General features: G+C 42.7%; 13 protein-coding genes. 5 read left to right on the forward strand and 8 right to left on the reverse strand.

What is annotated here, in order from left to right; all coding sequences use genetic code 11:
• Positions 1-112 precede the first annotated feature (112 nt).
• The 3 genes from N480_RS01945 (at position 113) to N480_RS01955 (ending at position 3,186) form a co-directional block, all read left to right on the forward strand.
• Positions 113-1,630, forward strand: coding sequence for a CYTH and CHAD domain-containing protein (locus tag N480_RS01945; protein WP_063370848.1), 1,518 nt, complete (start codon positions 113-115; stop codon positions 1,628-1,630).
• Entirely contained in the window at positions 1,599-2,276 is a 678-nt protein-coding gene (locus tag N480_RS01950; protein ID WP_063370849.1) for an START domain-containing protein, read from the forward strand. Before N480_RS01945 ends, N480_RS01950 begins: the two co-directional genes overlap by 32 nt.
• A 64-nt stretch (positions 2,277-2,340) precedes the next feature.
• Positions 2,341-3,186, forward strand: coding sequence for an HDOD domain-containing protein (locus N480_RS01955; RefSeq protein WP_063370850.1), 846 nt, complete (start codon positions 2,341-2,343; stop codon positions 3,184-3,186).
• Positions 3,187-3,259: 73 nt separating this feature from the next.
• Here N480_RS01955 and metK read toward each other — a convergent pair whose 3' ends face one another.
• Positions 3,260-4,411, reverse strand: coding sequence for a methionine adenosyltransferase (gene metK / locus N480_RS01960; RefSeq protein WP_063370851.1), 1,152 nt, complete (start codon positions 4,409-4,411; stop codon positions 3,260-3,262).
• 257 nt (positions 4,412-4,668) lie between these two features.
• Here metK and tkt point away from each other — a divergent pair, with 257 nt between their 5' ends.
• Positions 4,669-6,660: a transketolase gene (tkt, locus tag N480_RS01965; protein ID WP_063370852.1), complete on the forward strand. Its 1,992-nt coding sequence runs from the start codon at positions 4,669-4,671 to the stop codon at positions 6,658-6,660.
• A 224-nt stretch (positions 6,661-6,884) separates the two neighbouring features.
• Here the strand turns inward: tkt and N480_RS01970 are convergent, their stop codons facing one another.
• The 7 genes from N480_RS01970 to lptD all read right to left on the reverse strand — a co-directional run bounded on the left by N480_RS01970 (position 6,885) and on the right by lptD (position 15,562).
• A complete protein-coding gene (locus tag N480_RS01970; protein ID WP_063370853.1) occupies positions 6,885-8,900 on the reverse strand; it encodes a methyl-accepting chemotaxis protein in 2,016 nt (671 codons plus the stop codon).
• A gap of 115 nt (positions 8,901-9,015) precedes the next feature.
• Complete coding sequence (locus N480_RS01975) at positions 9,016-9,816, reverse strand: symmetrical bis(5'-nucleosyl)-tetraphosphatase (RefSeq protein WP_063370854.1); 801 nt, start codon at positions 9,814-9,816, stop codon at positions 9,016-9,018.
• 3 nt (positions 9,817-9,819) lie between these two features.
• On the reverse strand, positions 9,820-10,209 hold the full coding sequence (gene apaG, locus N480_RS01980) for a Co2+/Mg2+ efflux protein ApaG (RefSeq protein WP_063355384.1): 390 nt from the start codon (positions 10,207-10,209) through the stop codon (positions 9,820-9,822).
• Complete coding sequence (gene rsmA / locus N480_RS01985) at positions 10,193-10,999, reverse strand: 16S rRNA (adenine(1518)-N(6)/adenine(1519)-N(6))-dimethyltransferase RsmA (RefSeq protein ID WP_063370855.1); 807 nt, start codon at positions 10,997-10,999, stop codon at positions 10,193-10,195. Before rsmA ends, apaG begins: the two co-directional genes overlap by 17 nt.
• Positions 10,996-11,988, reverse strand: coding sequence for a 4-hydroxythreonine-4-phosphate dehydrogenase PdxA (pdxA, locus tag N480_RS01990; RefSeq protein WP_063370856.1), 993 nt, complete (start codon positions 11,986-11,988; stop codon positions 10,996-10,998). The genes rsmA and pdxA overlap by 4 nt, the downstream gene beginning before the upstream one ends.
• Positions 11,989-11,999: 11 nt before the next feature.
• Positions 12,000-13,292, reverse strand: a complete 1,293-nt coding sequence (gene surA, locus N480_RS01995; RefSeq protein WP_063370857.1) for a peptidylprolyl isomerase SurA — start codon at positions 13,290-13,292, stop codon at positions 12,000-12,002.
• Positions 13,293-13,306: 14 nt separating this feature from the next.
• Positions 13,307-15,562 (reverse strand): LPS assembly protein LptD, encoded by a 2,256-nt coding sequence (lptD, locus tag N480_RS02000; protein WP_063370858.1) that lies wholly within the window; start codon positions 15,560-15,562, stop codon positions 13,307-13,309.
• Between the two features lie 98 nt (positions 15,563-15,660).
• On the opposite strand from lptD, the gene N480_RS02005 reads away from it, so the two are divergent.
• A complete protein-coding gene (locus N480_RS02005; RefSeq protein WP_063370859.1) occupies positions 15,661-16,695 on the forward strand; it encodes an aminoglycoside phosphotransferase family protein in 1,035 nt (344 codons plus the stop codon).

The raw sequence follows: 16,695 nt of genomic DNA on the forward strand, positions 1-16,695 counted from the left end.
CACCCTGTAATTTTTAGTGCTTTTATATCGCTGAAAGAGTAAAAAGATTGCAAATGTCGGTACCTTTGTATATTTTGGTTGTTCTCAAATTACATAGGTAAATCTCGCCCTAATGGACACTGAAATAGAACTGAAGTTTTTGGTTTCAGATAATGAAGTTCCCTTGATCCCGGCTTTAATCACACAATTTGCAAAGCGGGTAAACAATAAGCCAGCAAAAAACCTTCAAAATGCCTACTATGATTCTCCAAGTCGAGAATTACGCGCATTAGATATCGGCCTGCGTACGAGGTGTGCGGATAACAACTGCGAGCAGACAATTAAGCTCTCAGGACAGGTCGTTGGGGGACTTCATCAACGTCCAGAATATAATTTACCGCTGTCTGGTAATAAACCTGATATTTTTGCTTTTGATGCCAATATCTGGCCCATGGGGATGCGTTTAGAGTCAATCGCGGAAAATCTATACCCGATATTTAGCACTAACTTTATTCGCAGAACTTGGCTTATTGAAACCAACAACGGCGGTGAAATTGAGGTTGTTTTAGATAAAGGCGAGATCTCGGCGAGCGGCCAAACAGAACAAATCTGTGAACTAGAAATCGAATTAGTCGAAGGCGATAGAAGTGATTTGTTTGAGCTTGCAGACCAATTACTCTCTCACATAGGTCTGAGGTTGGGTTTTTATTCGAAAGCGGCAAGGGGCTATCGACTGGCAGATAATTTACCATTGACCGTTGATAAAGCAATTGGTTTCGTGCCGTTAGATGATGACTGTACTCAGGAGCAAGCACTGATTGCAACGGTGAATTACGCGATTGAGTTTGTTCAAAAACACGAACAATGCTATGTCAATGAACCGACGCTAAAAGCGCTTAAGCGAATTATTGATGGAATAAGACTGATCAGACATGCTTTTTGGTTATTTGATGACTTCGTGGCAAAGGAGTCTACAGAGTCACTCAAGAAAGAACTCAAATGGCTGCTAGGTGAGCTCCAGTGGGTTGAAAGCGCTAGCTATTTAAAAACCTACACGTCTAAACGTCATGCTTATTACAAACGTATTCATGGTGCACCAGAATTGGCGCAAGTGATCAATGACCTTAAAGATGTACAACCAACTCCAACTGACTTAGAAGATTTGTTTCACTGTTCTAGATATAACAAGCTGATACTTGATTTAACGCGTTGGCTATTGGATAAAAGTTGGCGTCAAAATTGGGATCAACAAGCGATAAAAGCTGCGCAAAGTAGTGCAAAGTCGAAAGCTAAAAGAACGTTTGATGCGGATTGGAAGAATTTGCGTAATACCTTTTCTGACAGTAACCCGCTCTCAGTGGGTGAGTATTTACAGGCTAGAGGCGTGCTCGAAGAGATGCTACTGAGCGGAAATTGTTTTGGTAGCATATATGATTCACCACAGCGACATGACTTTAGAGCGCCTTGGGTGGACATCGTATTTGGCATTCATGAGTTAGAGACGTTGCATTACCTAAAACAGTTATGTGAAGGGCAAAAAGAGACCTCTTTTGTGGAAATCCTAACTTGGCTTCAGCAAAAAGCAGACTTCTTAATTAGCGCGATGGAGCAAAGCCGACATGCTTCGCTTAATTGTGAACCGTACTGGTAAAGGCTGTCTATTCGGCGCATTAATGTGCGCCGCCACCATGAGCCTAGCGAGTGGCAATGAATCATGGAAGCTGTATAAGTCTAATGAATGGCTAGAGATCCATTATAAGAAACTACCAAACGGCCTTACGCAAATTAAAGGGCAAGCTAGGTTAGAAAATACTTCAACAAAGTCTGTTATCAATGAGCTTACCGACACAGAGTCTATTCCTGCCTGGATGAATAATGTCCAATCAGTCACATTGTTAGCACAACCTGAGCCGCATCAATCCCTTGTTCATACTAAGTTGAATCTTCCCTGGCCTGTAGCAGATAGAGAGATGCTCACGCTGTCCTGCTTTAGTCAACTAGGCGAACAGCAATATATTTTGAAAATACGTTCTGTTGAAACTAAAAGTGGGACTATGTCACATTTGCAAATCACAGACATTGATATTAACTGGGTATTTTTAGAAGTTTCCACTGGCCTTAATATCACCTATATAGCACAAGCCAAGCTCAATGGTGCTGTACCAAACTGGGTAGCGAATATCGCATCACTTAAAAACACCAAGAGCATGTTAGATTCTCTTAAAATTAGACTAACTGAAAGCCCCAGATTGTTAACTGGTTGGACGTTACCTCCTGGTGATTGTGATGGATTTTGAAATAGTGGCGACAGGGTAATTTTCATCTACTACACTAAAATCAAAGCCACCTGATTGTTGACCTATGATAGATATTGATGACAAGGTTCTAGCTGACTTGCGATCTGGATTTAACCTCCCCGCTAAACCCGAAATTTTGCAGAGTTTGCAAAATGAACTGAATCAAGATGAGCCTGAATTAAACCGAGTTGCTGACATTATCTCAGTAGATGTAGCGACATCCGCCGCCGTTTTAAAGGTGATCAACTCCCCAGCGTATGGTATGTCTAGAACCATTACGGACATTAAGCAAGCCGTTATGTTCCTTGGCATGAATTGCATTACCCAAGTTGTGACGGGGCACTTATTAAAAAGCGCATTTGATCAAAATGATAGCTGCATTTCTTTGCAGCGTTTTTGGGATAGTGCATCTGAAATTTCTCAAGTTGCAATGTTGATCGGTAAGAAAGTGCGCGCACAAACGCCGATAGAAGACTTACAACTACTCGGCCTATTTCATGATGCTGGCATTCCTGCCATGGCTATGAGATTTAATGATTATGGGGATGTGTTGTCAAAAGCTGCACAGCGACCTGAACACACTCTATTACAGTATGAAGAACAACAGTACCCTACAAATCACACTGTGGTGGGGTACTACTTAGCGAGCTCTTGGCATTTACCAAAACGTGTTTGTCAGATCATATTACGGCATCACGATGCGATATTTTTTCAAGACAGTGAATCAGAATTAGAAAAACAGACGATGGCGATTTTAAAACTTGCAGAAAATTTTACGTTTGAAATAAAGCATTTTAGAAGCTGTGCAGACTGGTATGCGTTTCGAGATGATGTAATGCTGTCTTTGGATTTAAGTGATGATGATTATACCGACATAAAAGAAGACGTTGAGGAATTTCTAATAGGGTAAACGTAAACTAAAGTGAAAAAGATTCAAAAAAGGCGCTTTGTGCGCCTTTTTTAGTTAACTTACTTCGCTTGGATTATAAGTTTGCTGCTGCTTTTAGTGCGTCAGCTTTATCTGTTTTTTCCCACGGGAACTCTTCACGGCCAAAGTGACCGTATGCAGCTGTAGGCTGATAGATTGGGCGCTCTAGGTCTAGCATTGTAATTAAACCATATGGGCGAAGATCGAAGTGTTCACGAACTAGCTCAATTAGTCGAGCTTCTTCAAGCTTGCCAGTACCAAAAGTATCGATGCTGATAGAAGTTGGCTCAGCAACACCAATCGCATATGAAACTTGAATTTCACACTTGTCTGCAAGGCCTGCTGCAACAATGTTTTTCGCAACGTAACGACCTGCATATGCTGCAGAACGGTCAACTTTTGATGGATCTTTACCAGAGAATGCACCGCCACCATGACGAGCCATACCACCGTACGTGTCAACAATGATTTTACGACCAGTCAATCCACAGTCACCCATAGGGCCACCGATAACAAAACGACCAGTCGGGTTGATGAAGAACTTAGTTGCTTCAGTAATTAACTCTTTTGGTAGTGTTGGCTTGATGATTGTTTCCATCACTGCCTCAACAAGGTCATCTTGTGAGATAGAGTCGCAGTGTTGAGTTGAAAGAACAACAGCATCAATGCTTACTGGTTGACCATTTTCATACGCAAACGTTACTTGTGACTTAGCGTCTGGGCGCAACCAAGGGAGTGTGCCATCTTTACGCACTTCAGCTTGACGCTGAACTAAACGGTGAGAATATGTGATTGGTGCCGGCATTAAAACATCAGTTTCGTTACACGCATAACCAAACATCAGACCTTGGTCACCAGCACCCTGATCTTCTGGGCGAGAGCGGTCAACACCTTGGTTAATGTCAGGAGACTGCTTACCAATTGTATTTAAGATTGCGCATGAATCTGCATCGAAGCCCATGTCAGAATGAGTGTAGCCGATCTCGCGAACCGTTTTACGAGTTAGCTCTTCGATATCTACCCAAGCACTCGTGGTTACTTCACCACCAACCATGACCATACCTGTTTTTACGTAGGTTTCACAAGCAACACGTGCTTTTGGGTCTTGTTCAAGAATTGCGTCTAGTACTGCATCTGAAATTTGGTCAGCAATTTTATCCGGGTGGCCTTCAGAAACTGACTCTGAAGTGAATAAGTGTTTCGCCATTATTTTATCTCACAATAGTGCGCTTCGCGAACATGCGTAAAACAGCGCTAAAAAATTAAGAGGATATTCTAACTAAAACATTGAACTATGCATAGCTTTTTTACGCCTAGACGTCTGTTTTTAAGCCCACTGAATTAATGAATTAAAAACAATGTGAATTTATTACTTTTCTGATGATTTTAATTGCAGTGGTAATTTTATTAGGTAAGAATGGGCCTTTAAAACAACCGTGCAAACATTTAAAGGTAGGAGAATCCATGCCATCTCGCAAAGAACTTGCAAACGCAATTCGCGTTCTATCCATGGACGCTGTACAAAAGGCTAAATCAGGCCACCCAGGGGCACCCATGGGAATGGCTGACATCGCAGAGGTACTTTGGCGTGACTATTTAAAGCACAATCCAAATAACCCTGAATGGGTTGATCGTGATAGATTTGTATTATCAAATGGCCACGGTTCAATGTTAATTTATTCTCTGTTGCACTTAAGTGGCTACGATCTTTCTATTGATGATTTGAAGAATTTCCGTCAAATGCACTCAAAAACACCAGGCCACCCAGAATATGGGTATGCGCCGGGTATTGAAACGACGACGGGTCCACTTGGTCAAGGTATTACTAACGCAGTGGGTATGGCAATCGCAGAAAAGGCGCTTGCGGCACAATTTAACCGTGATGAATACGACATTGTTAACCACTATACATATGCGTTTTTAGGTGATGGTTGCTTAATGGAAGGTATTTCCCATGAAGCGTGTTCTTTAGCGGGCACATTAGGCCTTGGTAAACTAATTGCATTTTGGGACGACAACGGCATTTCAATCGATGGCGAAGTTGAAGGTTGGTTTAGTGACGATACACCAAAGCGTTTTGAGTCTTATGGCTGGCATGTCATCCCAGCTGTTGACGGTCACGATAGCGAAGCAATTAAAGCCGCAATTGAAGCTGCGCGCGCAGAAACAGGTAAACCAACACTGATCTGTTGTAAGACAGTAATTGGTTATGGCTCTCCTAATAAATCGGGCAGTCATGATTGTCATGGTGCACCATTGGGTGACGAAGAGATCAAAGCGGCGCGAGAATTCTTAGGTTGGGAGCACGGCGCGTTTGAAATCCCAGAGGGTGTTTACGCTAAGTGGGATGCAGCAGCGCACGGTCAGCAAATCCAAAGCGAGTGGTTAGTTAAATTCACGGAATACCAAATTAACTACCCAGAACTTGCGGCAGAATTTGAGCGCCGTACTAAAGGCGAACTGCCAGCCGATTGGACTGAACAGTCAGAAGCGTATATTGCTCAGCTGCAAGCTAATCCAGCAAACCCAGCAACACGTAAAGCGTCTCAAAATGCATTGAACGCTTTTGGTCCGATGCTACCTGAATTTATGGGTGGTTCTGCTGACTTAGCTGGTTCAAACTTAACAATTTGGGAAGGCTCAAAAGGCCTTACAGCTGAAGACGCATCCGGCAACTACATCTTCTATGGTGTACGTGAATTTGGTATGTCAGCGATCATGAATGGTATTGCACTTCACAAAGGCTTCGTGCCATATGGTGCTACTTTCTTAATGTTCATGGAATACGCGAGAAATGCTGTTCGTATGGCGGCATTGATGAAGCAACCAAGTATTTTTGTTTATACGCATGACTCAATCGGCCTAGGTGAAGATGGTCCAACGCACCAACCAGTAGAGCAACTGGCTAATATGCGTTTGACACCAAATCTAGTTAGCTGGCGTCCATGTGACCAAGTTGAATCTGCAGTATCTTGGCAGCAAGCAATTGAGCGTAAAGATGGCCCTACATCTCTTGTATTCACGCGTCAAGGCCTTGAGCAGCAAAGCCGCACAGACGAGCAAGTAGCGGCGATTAAACGTGGTGGTTACGTATTGAGCTGTGATTCAAACCCTGAAGTAATTTTAATTGCGACCGGTTCAGAAGTGCAGTTGGCTGTCGAAGCAGCTCAACAATTACGCGACAATGGCAAGAAAGTAAGAGTTGTGTCAATGCCTTCTACGGATGTATTTGATGCGCAGTCGGCTGACTACAAAGAGTCGGTTCTGCCAGCAGGGGTAACTCGTCGAGTTGCTATCGAGGCGGGCATTGAAGACTTCTGGTACAAGTATGTTGGCTTGAATGGCGCAATTGTTGGCATGAGCACATTTGGTGAATCAGCGCCAGCTGGTGAGTTGTTCAAGCACTTTGGCTTCACTGTTGAAAATGTAGTAGAAAAAGCAAAAGCACTTTTTTAAGCCACTTAAAAGAGATGAGTCTTCTTAGAAAGACTCATGACTAGCTTTAAAAACCGCCTCATTTAATTGCAGGCGGTTTTTTATGTGTGTAAAAACTCTGAGAGGCAGCGCCACAGCTTTTGCTGGTGCGTGATTGTGGATTATTGAAATATTAGTTGAGTATTAACGAGTGGCGGTTGTTTAGAAAAGAAAAAAGGCCATAACGAATTATGGCCTATTGTATTTTAAACTCTAAATTGAGATACGGATTGTCGTAACTCTTCAGCGAGTTTAGCGACTTCAGAGCTGGAGATTGACGTTTGGTTTGCTCCCTCAGCTGTCTGCTCCGCGATTGTGACGATAGACTCAAGTCGTTCGCTGATCTCTTGAGATACCTGTTGCTGCTCATTTGCCGCTGTGGCAATTTCTTCACTAACATCATGAGCTCGTGATACAGCATCTGTAATGCTGTTAAGCGCTTCATTGGCAATATCACTTTGTGCTACACACGACTCAGCTTGCTGCTGGCCTTTAGACATAGCACTAACGGCTTCTTCTGCCCCCGATTGTAAAGACTCGATCATGGATTGAATCTCTTGGGTTGACTCTTGGGTCTTACTGGCTAATGAGCGAACCTCATCGGCAACAACGGCGAACCCTCGCCCTTGCTCACCAGCACGTGCGGCTTCTATTGCTGCATTAAGCGCAAGTAGGTTAGTTTGCTCAGCAATACCTCTGATCACGTCTAATATACCGCCGATTGCGGAGCTGTCTTGATGCAGTTTATTGATGACAGTTGAAACTTCCTCAACCTCGTGTGCAAGTTGCTCAATGGTTCGTTTGTTGTCATGGGAGATCCCTTTAACACGCTCAGCTTCTTGATCGGCATTCTTAATTTCTTCAAGGGCTTGATGCGCACTGTTACTCACACCATGTGCTGTAGAGCTCATTTCAGTGGTTGCTGTTGCGGCTTGCTCAACTTGGGATTGTTGACTCTTAATTGCATGGCTTGATTCAGAAGTAATCGCGGATGTTTGTTCAGAAGCGGCAGCAAGCTGCGTTGAGCGTGACACAATACCAGCAATAAGATCTTTTAAGCTTTCAATTAAAGTATTACAACTTTGCGCCAGCTCACCGAATTCATCTTTTGCTGAGGCATCTAACGAGTGTGTCATGTCGCCTTTAGCAACAATGTCTAGTACTCTGTTTACTTCTGCAAGTGGTTTTGTGATTCGACTAACTGTGACATAAGCAATACCGATGGCAAGCAGCGCTGCAGCAATCATGCCTGTCCACGTAGCGATATTGGCCGAGGAAACATCTTCAGTCACCTCATTTTGGATTTCAAACGCCAACTGCTTAGACTGCGCGACTAAATCACCCAGCTGTTTAAGTGCTTTCTCAGTAGCTTGCTCAGCAACGTTCAGCTCGTTTTGAGTGTTCTCTCTTGCTGTGATCAAGCGCTCACGATTATTGGGTATGCTATTGCTGCCCAAAAGTTGCTCCGATAGCGTTTGATAATAAGTATCTAAATCATTAAGCAAGTCTTCATCAAGTTCAGCGACCGTAGCGCGCATTAACTCAATATTTCTGTCGATATCTTCAAAAACATAACTTTGCTCTTTTTTGACGATATCTAACGTGCTTTTTTCGTTGATTGTCAGCATGTCTGCGCTGCTGGTTGCGAGAGAGCTAAATGAGTTCTCAAGCTTATTGGCAGCTTGATAAGCTCTTTGGTTAATACTCTCAAAGCCTTCTAAATCTAGAATATCAACAACTACTGTAGCAGCGTCGTCTGCCGCAATTTCAGTTTCCTCAAGTTGCGACTTGAGTTGCTTGTTTAGACTCAGCTCCATTGCCTTGTCTTGGAAAAGAGAGCCAACTGAACCGGAAAAAGTTTGAAAGCTTGAACTAACTTCTTTACTGGTACTGGCCAAACTAGGTTCGTTACTCACGGTATCGTTTAAATCAGAGTAACTCCGTTCGAATGCTTTTTGGCGCTCATTAAAAGCAGCCTTAAGGCTATTCAAATCACCACTAGATTGAGTATAAAAACTTGCCTGGGCAATCTTACTCATTTGAGTAAACTCAATTTGCAGTGCCGCGCTACGATCTAAAGCAGGCAAAGAAAGCGTGTTGACGAGCTGAGTAGAACTATCTATATTTGCGATCCTGAGCAGTGAGTTCCCTCCGATGGATAATAAGAGTAGGGTAATAATTATAAAGCCACCCCAAATACGTTGGCTAACGGTTAAATTCATACGGGTTTACCATCAAGTTAAAGCAGTACAACTACTTATCGGATTTATTGCGCATTAGTTAAGTATTTTATAGCAGATGTGAATAGAAAATTCAGTAAAAATGGACAGGTTTCGATTATTTGCTGGATATTTGTTCATTTGTTGACAAATTTAGCAGTGTCATCGGACCTCCCCACACACATCCTGTATCCAAAGCGATCGCGTTTTCGGTAGTGGTCTTACCTTCAAGGGCAGCCCAATGGCCGAATATAAATTGCGTACTCGCCGTTTTGAATCTTGGGTGTGAGAACCAAGGTTGTAGTTCGTCAGTGTTCGCTAAGCCTCCTTTATTATCAAAATCAAGACGTAAGTCATTGGTCAAAAATCGCATACGAGAGAATACATTGATAATCGAATTAAATTTGACCTGCGTGTCGTGAGTGTCGATTGTAACTGTAGGTTGTTTACCATACATGGCACTGAAGTAGTTTGCCGCGTTTGAGCCTTGGTAGCATGTTCTGGCCCAATTGGAGAGTTCAATTGCCGTATCTATATCCCATAAAGGGTAAATGCCTGCGTGAGAAATAAAACTGTCAAATTGAGTGTCGTAGGAGCACAGTGGTTGCGATTGTAGGTAAGTGACGTAGCGATCGAGTTTATCACTGGCTAATAGTGGTTCGAGTTTATCTTTTGGATTAGGCTGTTTGTTCGTCAAAACCGTAGCTAAAAGGTGTAAGTCATGATTTCCCAATGTAACCGTAATAGAATCCTTTAAACGATAGACAAGTTCCATACAAGACAGGGAGTCAGGCCCTCGAGCAACTAAGTCTCCCACCAAATAGAGATGGTCTTGACTGGGATTAAACCCGACTTTATCAAGCAAGTTTCTAAAGGGGTGATAGCACCCCTGAAGATCACCTATTGCGTAAGTTGCCATTTCTTAATGCAAAATATCAGGTCGGTTTAAACGAAATACCTTGATTGGGGCTTTGAATTCCGAACCAAATTCATTGCGCATAAGGTAGTAACCTTCCATTGTGCCGACCGGTGTGTCGAGTACCGCACCACTGGTGTACTGATAGCTCTCTCCTGGACGTATGGTTGGTTGTTCACCGACAACGCCGTCTCCTTCAACCTCAGTCTCTTTCCCATTTGCATCGGTAATTAACCAGTACCGGCTTTCTAACTTAGCACTGCACAAACTGTGATTTTTGATTGTGATGGTATAGGCAAATACGTACTTATCTTTCTCAGGCTGTGACTGAGCTTCTACATAAAATGTTTCTACCGATACTTTTATCGGCGAACCAATCTCACTGTTTGTTGTCATAAATCCAGTTTGCAATGTCAATAAATTGAGTAAGAGAGATATTTTCCGCTCTAAGTGACGGATCAATACCCAGTTGTGTGATTTCTTCTACTGTAAGCAAGTTTGACAGGCTGTTTCGCAATGTTTTGCGTCGTTGGTTAAATGCTTCCAAGCAAACGGTATTGAGAATCTTTGTGCTTTTTGCACTGCGACTGTCAGGACCTTTTGGTATTAATCTAACAACAGCTGAATCAACTTTTGGTGCAGGTTTAAAGCAAGTTGGTGGCACTTCAATAACAGGCATCGCGTGACAGTAGTATTGTGTCATGACACTGAGTCGACCATAAGCTTTAGTACCAGGTCCTGCAACCATACGGTTAACGACTTCTTTTTGCAGCATAAAGTGCATGTGTTCAACCTGATCTGCAAACTCAAACAAGTGGAAGAGTAGTGGGGTAGACACATTGTAAGGCAGGTTACCAAAGATCTTCAGCTTAGCTTGTTCGTCTACCAAGCTTGAAAAATCAAACTTCATCGCATCGCCTTGATGAACAGTGAGTTTACTGCCCATAAATGGATGCTCAATTAGGCGCTCAGCCAAATCTCTATCCAGCTCAACAACCGTTAGTTTGCCGCTCAATTCAACCACGGGCTCTGTAATCGCACCTAAGCCAGGTCCGATTTCTACTAGATTATCGCCCGGCTTTGGATCGATGGCGGTGACAATTTTATCGATAATACTGTCATCATTAAGGAAGTTTTGGCCAAATCTTTTACGGGCGCGATGCCCTAAATGTACTTTATCTGTCATGAATTCTGTAATTTCTTGCTTGCAAGCTTAATTGCTTCGTGTATTGCTAGTTCAAAGCTACCAACTTCTATATCGCCAGATGCTGCTAAATCAAGTGCAGTTCCGTGGTCGACAGAAGTTCGAATAAAAGGCAAACCCAAGGTAATATTAACCGAGTTACCAAATCCCTTATATTTTAACACAGGTAACCCTTGATCGTGATACATTGCGAGCACGGCATCTGCATTATCTAAATATTTAGCCTGAAACAGCGTGTCAGCAGGTAGCGGACCAATAAAGTTTTTACCTTCATGGTTTAACATCTCTAGCACGGGCGTAATGGTATCGATTTCTTCGCTACCCAAATGCCCACCTTCTCCCGCATGAGGGTTAAGGCCGCATACCAAGATTCTTGGCTCTGCGACGCCAAACTTAGTTTGCAAATCGTGATAAAGAATATTGGCGACTTTGGTTAAGCGCTCTTTCGTAATCGCTTTCGACACATAAGCAAGGGGGATATGTGTTGTGGCAAGTGCTACTCTCAGTCCTTTTGTCGCCAGCATCATCACCACATCAGGGGTGTTCGATTGATGTGCGAAGTATTCAGTATGACCACTAAAAGAGATGCCAGCGCGATTGATGATGCCTTTATGAACAGGGCCTGTGACAACCGCAGCGAAGGTACCATCCATATTTTTCTCTGACGCGATACGCAATGTATCTAAAACGTACTGGCCATTTTTTTCATCTAATTGACCAGGGACTACATCAGCCCCTTTGTCAACTTGCAAATAATATAGTTGCTTTGCTTTAGCCGGCTGCACGGGTTGCTCTGGGCTGAATGGCAGCAACTCAATATCTAAGCTCAGCTCTTTTGCCCGCTGCTCCAATATGGTTTTATCGACCACAGCAACAAGCTGCGCAGGCCAACTTTGCTGCGCTAGCTTTAGAACCAAATCAGGCCCAATTCCTGCCGGCTCGCCTGGTGTAATTGCTATTCTCAAGCACATATGGCGTCTTCTTATTGGCTTTCTAATACTTGGATGTGAGCTTGCTCACGCATTTCTCTCATCCATTTAAAGCTTTCTTCTTTGAACTTTCTTCTGAATAAAAGCTGATGAGCGCGATTGAGCTTTGCTTGTTCTGTTTTATCAGCAACTCGCTTTTCAAGCAACTGTACAATGTGCCATCCGTATGTTGTACGAAATGGTTCACTGATCTGATCTTTCTCAAGACCCATTAGCGTATCTCTAAACGCAGGTACATAAGTCGATGGGTCTGTCCAATCATATTCACCACCTTTTAGTGCCGACCCTGGGTCTTCAGAATGCTCTTTGGCAAGCTCTGCAAAGTCAGCTTTGCCTTCGCGCAAATCTTTTATGAATCCGGCAAGCATATCTCTCGCTTTTTCTTCACTTAAAATAATCGAGGGCTTTAATAGGATATGTCGTGAGCGAACTTCAATCGTTTCAACGACTTCTCTGCCTCTCACATCTTGTACCTTCACAATGTGGAAACCTGCACCTGAGCGCAATGGGCCGACGATTTCATCCTTTTTCTTACCTTTGATGGCTTCAGCGAAAAGCGTTGGCATTTCATTGATACCCATCCAGCCTAACTGTCCACCGTCCAGTGCATTTGCACCACCTGATGAAGCAATCGCAATGCGCTTAAATTCTCTGCCTTCATTTAAGAATTCGATAACCTTTTCTGCACGCTCTCTGGCTTCTGCAATTTCTTCTGGGTTTGCTTTACTGTCCACTTTTATCAAAATATGGCCAATGTCATATTCTTCACTCTGGCCTGTTTGTTCAGCTAATATTTTGTTTAAGTTTTCGACTTCTTGAGGGCTAATGTAGACTCGTCTATCAACTGCGCCACGCTTCACCTGGCTCATTGTGATTTCTTTTCTCACATCTTCTCTATAAGCTTGAAAGCTCTCACCAGCGGCCTCAATTGAGCGGCGCAGGTCAGCAATCGTGCCGCCTTGCTCTTTGGCAATGTTGGCTAAAGTTTGATCTAGATGTGCGTCAGATATTTCTAACCCCATGCGGTTAGCTAGTTGTAAAACCAATACTTGGTCGATAAGTCTATCAGTAGCCTGAATACTGAGCACTTTATCTGACGGAAGCTCAGTACCTTGTTGATTGGCTTGTTCTTTCACTCGGTTTACAATTTGGTCTACTTCACTTTGTAAAACGACGCCCTCGTTGACGGTGGCAACAACTTTATCTATTTGTACGCGCTCAGCAAGTGCCTGCTGACAAAGGGCAGCACTCAATATTGGAATTAGTAACAGCTTTTTGAAATTCATAAGAGTCTTTGTTGTTAATTATTTAAAAAATATGGTCTACGGTAACCAAAGATACCTTGTTTTAGCAACTGACTTGCATCGTATCTTGACTTGCTTCCTAACCCTTTTAACACAAAATTGATATTTATGCTCGAGTCAAAAACAGGATCTTGAGTTTGCAAATTATTATTTAAGTCAGTTTCAATGGTTCTGTTTCCCGTGATCTGAATGGCCCAACAGCAAGATTCGTATTGAAAGCCAGCGAAAACTTCAACGCTTCGTTTGGCAGTCAGATCTCGATGATAGCTTGCGACCATTTGCCAGTTTTCATCAATTGGTAAGCTCGTAAAAATACCAACTTGATCTATCTCGTTACCTGAGACATCGTTTGCATAGTGATGGTTCAACTGTACTAGCTTTTTATTATTGCCTCGATAATCTAGCGTCATATGCGAACGGATTAAATCTTTTTCATCGGCATCATATTGTAAGCCACCAGAGAAATACCAACGAGGGTGCCAATGGATTTTTGTTTCCGCAGCAAATAACGCGTTGTAGTTATTTTCGCGGAAGGTGTTATTAAAATTCGCTTCTGTCGGCTTGGCTGATTCACTTAAATAAATGATCTGGCCAACGCTAAAGCTGAATCTCTCAACATTTTTTTTGTCCAAAAGACGTGTTGTGGCACCGAGTGTAAACTGGTTTGCTTCTGAAATATAATCGACACTAGAAAAGCGTCTCTCTCTGAACAAACCAAAAAAGTCATCTTGCATTTTTACGGTGTCGTATAGGCCGATTTTGCTCTGATCTTTTTCAGGTGTATAAAGGTATTGAATCTGTGGCTCTAGTGTTTGTGTACCGCCTGCTAGGATCCCTTTCATACTGCGCTCGAGGTTTAGTTGGCCATGGAGCCTGACTTGAGGCAATGTTCTTGAAATCGACTCTTGATACTTGTCTGTAGCAAAGTTGCCGTTTTGTTCGTAATGCGTGTGTAGTAGTGCAAAACGAGAATCAAACGACCAAGCATGCTCGCTCAAATTATATGTCACACTTGGTTCTAGATGCAGTCGCGTAGCATCCGTTATTTCAGCATTACTGTTTTTAAAGTGACTTAGCTGTCCTGTAAATCGCCAATCTAGCCCGAGATATTGCTCCGCTGTACGATTTTTTATCGTAATTTCGGGGAAAGTAGAGTAGGACTCTGAGTGGTTACCTAACACTTCAAAATCTTGTACTTGTAAATCAACGAGCCAATCTTCTCCAAGGTAACTAAGTTGCCCTTTTCTGGTCAGCTGTGTATCCGTTTGGTTGGCATAGCTAGAGCCGAGATCTGTCAAATAGTTATCATCACTGACATTCGTGATATCTATGCTTGCTCGCCAAAAATCATCGAAGTAACTTTGTTGCTGCCAATGAACCAGATAACGTTCGTCTAGGTTAGCTTCAGATTTGTCATTGCTCAAAAATTCAGTTGCAACTAGGCCGTAATGTTGATCTGTTAAATACCTAAACTCGCCTTGAATTTGTAGACCTTTGTTAGACATATAACGAGGTGTTAACAGCGCATCATAATTTTCAGCGAGGTTGAAGTAGTAAGGGGTGACGAGCTCAAGGCCATATCTATTCGAGCTTGATATGGTGGGTGTCAATAAGCCAGACTTTCTCTTGTCATCAATTGGGAAAGTAAAGTAAGGCACATAAATAACGGGTGTGTCTAGTATTTTTAGCACGGTGTTATAGGTTTCGCCCCACCCATTTTCTTTATCTAAAACAATGGAACTTGCCTCAATAGCCCAAAACGGCGATTCGCCTGGGCAAGTTGTAAAACTCGCATTGAATAATCCAACTTGATTTTGAGAGGCGTGTAACTTTTCGGCTTTACCACGGCCTTGTTGTTGTGTAAGACGGTATTCAGCGCCGAGCAAGCTAAACTCACTATTATTGAGATCAGCATACATACCCGAACTATTTACTAGGGTGTAGCTATCTTGGAACAACAAAGGCCCAGTAGCATTGAGTAAGCTCTGCCTCTTATCAACCAATGCACTTTGAGCATTCATTGTCATCGTGTCGGTATATACAGCAACATTACCAGAAAACTCTGCGCTTTCGGTACCTTGCAGTTCAACTTTGTTTGCTTGAATATCGATAGTGTTAGGCACCAAATCAGGCATTGGTTGCCACTCTTTAGGCTGAATATACTCTTTACAGAGTCCGCCAACAGTGTTCGAATTAGCTATAGCCGTTGTACTAATCAGGGGTAGGACTAGAATGCCCCAATTTTTACTCATTTATCAACCTTGTCTACCTAGCACCACTATTCAAGCCAGACATGATAAATGAAAACCGTGTTAAATACAGTAATTAAGATCAGTAATTGGTGAGAAAAATGACGAGGTTAAACTCAGACGATAGAGCACAAAGAAGTCAAGACAGGTTGCAATTTATCGAGCAGTTTTTGACACAACAAGAAAATACGCCTGAACAACTAAAAGTCGAGGCCATCACGGGAGATGCCAGCTTTCGCTTGTATTTCAGAGTTGTGGTAGGGCAAGAGTGCTACATTTTGATGGATGTGATGCCAGAAAAAGGGCCGGTTTTGCCGTTTGTTAAGTTAAACGGAAACTTTAAAAACAGTGGCTTAGCTGTACCAGAAATTTATGCATTTAATGAAAAGTTAGGCTTTGTATTACTGGAAGACTTGGGTTCTACACATCTTGCAGATTTAATTGACCATCAATTTGACAAGCGCAGGTACCAAGAGTTAATAAGTTGGTTACCTAATATAGCACAGGTAGAACCGTCTCCTTGGATGAACCCTTATGACGCCGAATTTATTCAGCAAGAAACTAATATCTTTCGAGTGTGGTTACTTGAATCTTGGTTAGGCATTACATTACGTGAAGAAATGAGCACGCAGTGGGCGGAGCTAAATACGCGGTTAACTGAACAAATGCTAGCACAGCCACAAACCGTGATGCATAGAGATTTTCACAGTCGCAACGTAATGTATAGCGAAAATAATGGTCGATTAATTGACTATCAAGATGCAGTGGTTGGCCCTGTGTGTTACGACGCAGTATCTTTACTTAAAGATTGCTACATTAGGTTGCCACAAGCAGAGTTTCTCGAATTGCGCAGTGAGAGCTATCAGCAACTGCTTCAAGCTGGTTTGCTTGGAGATATGACTCTAGAGCAGTATGTTTATCACTTCGATTTAACCGGGCTACAAAGACATTTAAAAGCGGCGGGTATATTTGTGCGGTTGCACTTACGTGATGGAAAAGCAGGTTACCTACAAAATATTGTTCCGACTTTGGAGTATGTAGTCGAAGTGGGAAATCGTTATGCAGAGTTTCAGTGGCTTGCAACTTGGTTGCAATCCGAGATAATACCTTTGATAAAGGTTAAATTGAAGGGTTAA

Origin of the sequence: Pseudoalteromonas luteoviolacea S2607 (genome assembly GCF_001625575.1) — a bacterium.
Taxonomy (GTDB): Bacteria; Pseudomonadota; Gammaproteobacteria; order Enterobacterales; family Alteromonadaceae; genus Pseudoalteromonas; species Pseudoalteromonas luteoviolacea_E.

Coding starts and splice junctions, on each gene's coding strand:
- N480_RS01945 (WP_063370848.1), top strand. CDS start 113: ATGGACACTGAAATAGAACTGAAGTTTTTGGTTTCAGATAATGAAGTT.
- N480_RS01950 (WP_063370849.1), top strand. CDS start 1,599: ATGCTTCGCTTAATTGTGAACCGTACTGGTAAAGGCTGTCTATTCGGC.
- N480_RS01955 (WP_063370850.1), top strand. CDS start 2,341: ATGATAGATATTGATGACAAGGTTCTAGCTGACTTGCGATCTGGATTT.
- metK (WP_063370851.1), bottom strand. CDS start 4,411: ATGGCGAAACACTTATTCACTTCAGAGTCAGTTTCTGAAGGCCACCCG.
- tkt (WP_063370852.1), top strand. CDS start 4,669: ATGCCATCTCGCAAAGAACTTGCAAACGCAATTCGCGTTCTATCCATG.
- N480_RS01970 (WP_063370853.1), bottom strand. CDS start 8,900: ATGAATTTAACCGTTAGCCAACGTATTTGGGGTGGCTTTATAATTATT.
- N480_RS01975 (WP_063370854.1), bottom strand. CDS start 9,816: ATGGCAACTTACGCAATAGGTGATCTTCAGGGGTGCTATCACCCCTTT.
- apaG (WP_063355384.1), bottom strand. CDS start 10,209: ATGACAACAAACAGTGAGATTGGTTCGCCGATAAAAGTATCGGTAGAA.
- rsmA (WP_063370855.1), bottom strand. CDS start 10,999: ATGACAGATAAAGTACATTTAGGGCATCGCGCCCGTAAAAGATTTGGC.
- pdxA (WP_063370856.1), bottom strand. CDS start 11,988: ATGTGCTTGAGAATAGCAATTACACCAGGCGAGCCGGCAGGAATTGGG.
- surA (WP_063370857.1), bottom strand. CDS start 13,292: ATGAATTTCAAAAAGCTGTTACTAATTCCAATATTGAGTGCTGCCCTT.
- lptD (WP_063370858.1), bottom strand. CDS start 15,562: ATGAGTAAAAATTGGGGCATTCTAGTCCTACCCCTGATTAGTACAACG.
- N480_RS02005 (WP_063370859.1), top strand. CDS start 15,661: ATGACGAGGTTAAACTCAGACGATAGAGCACAAAGAAGTCAAGACAGG.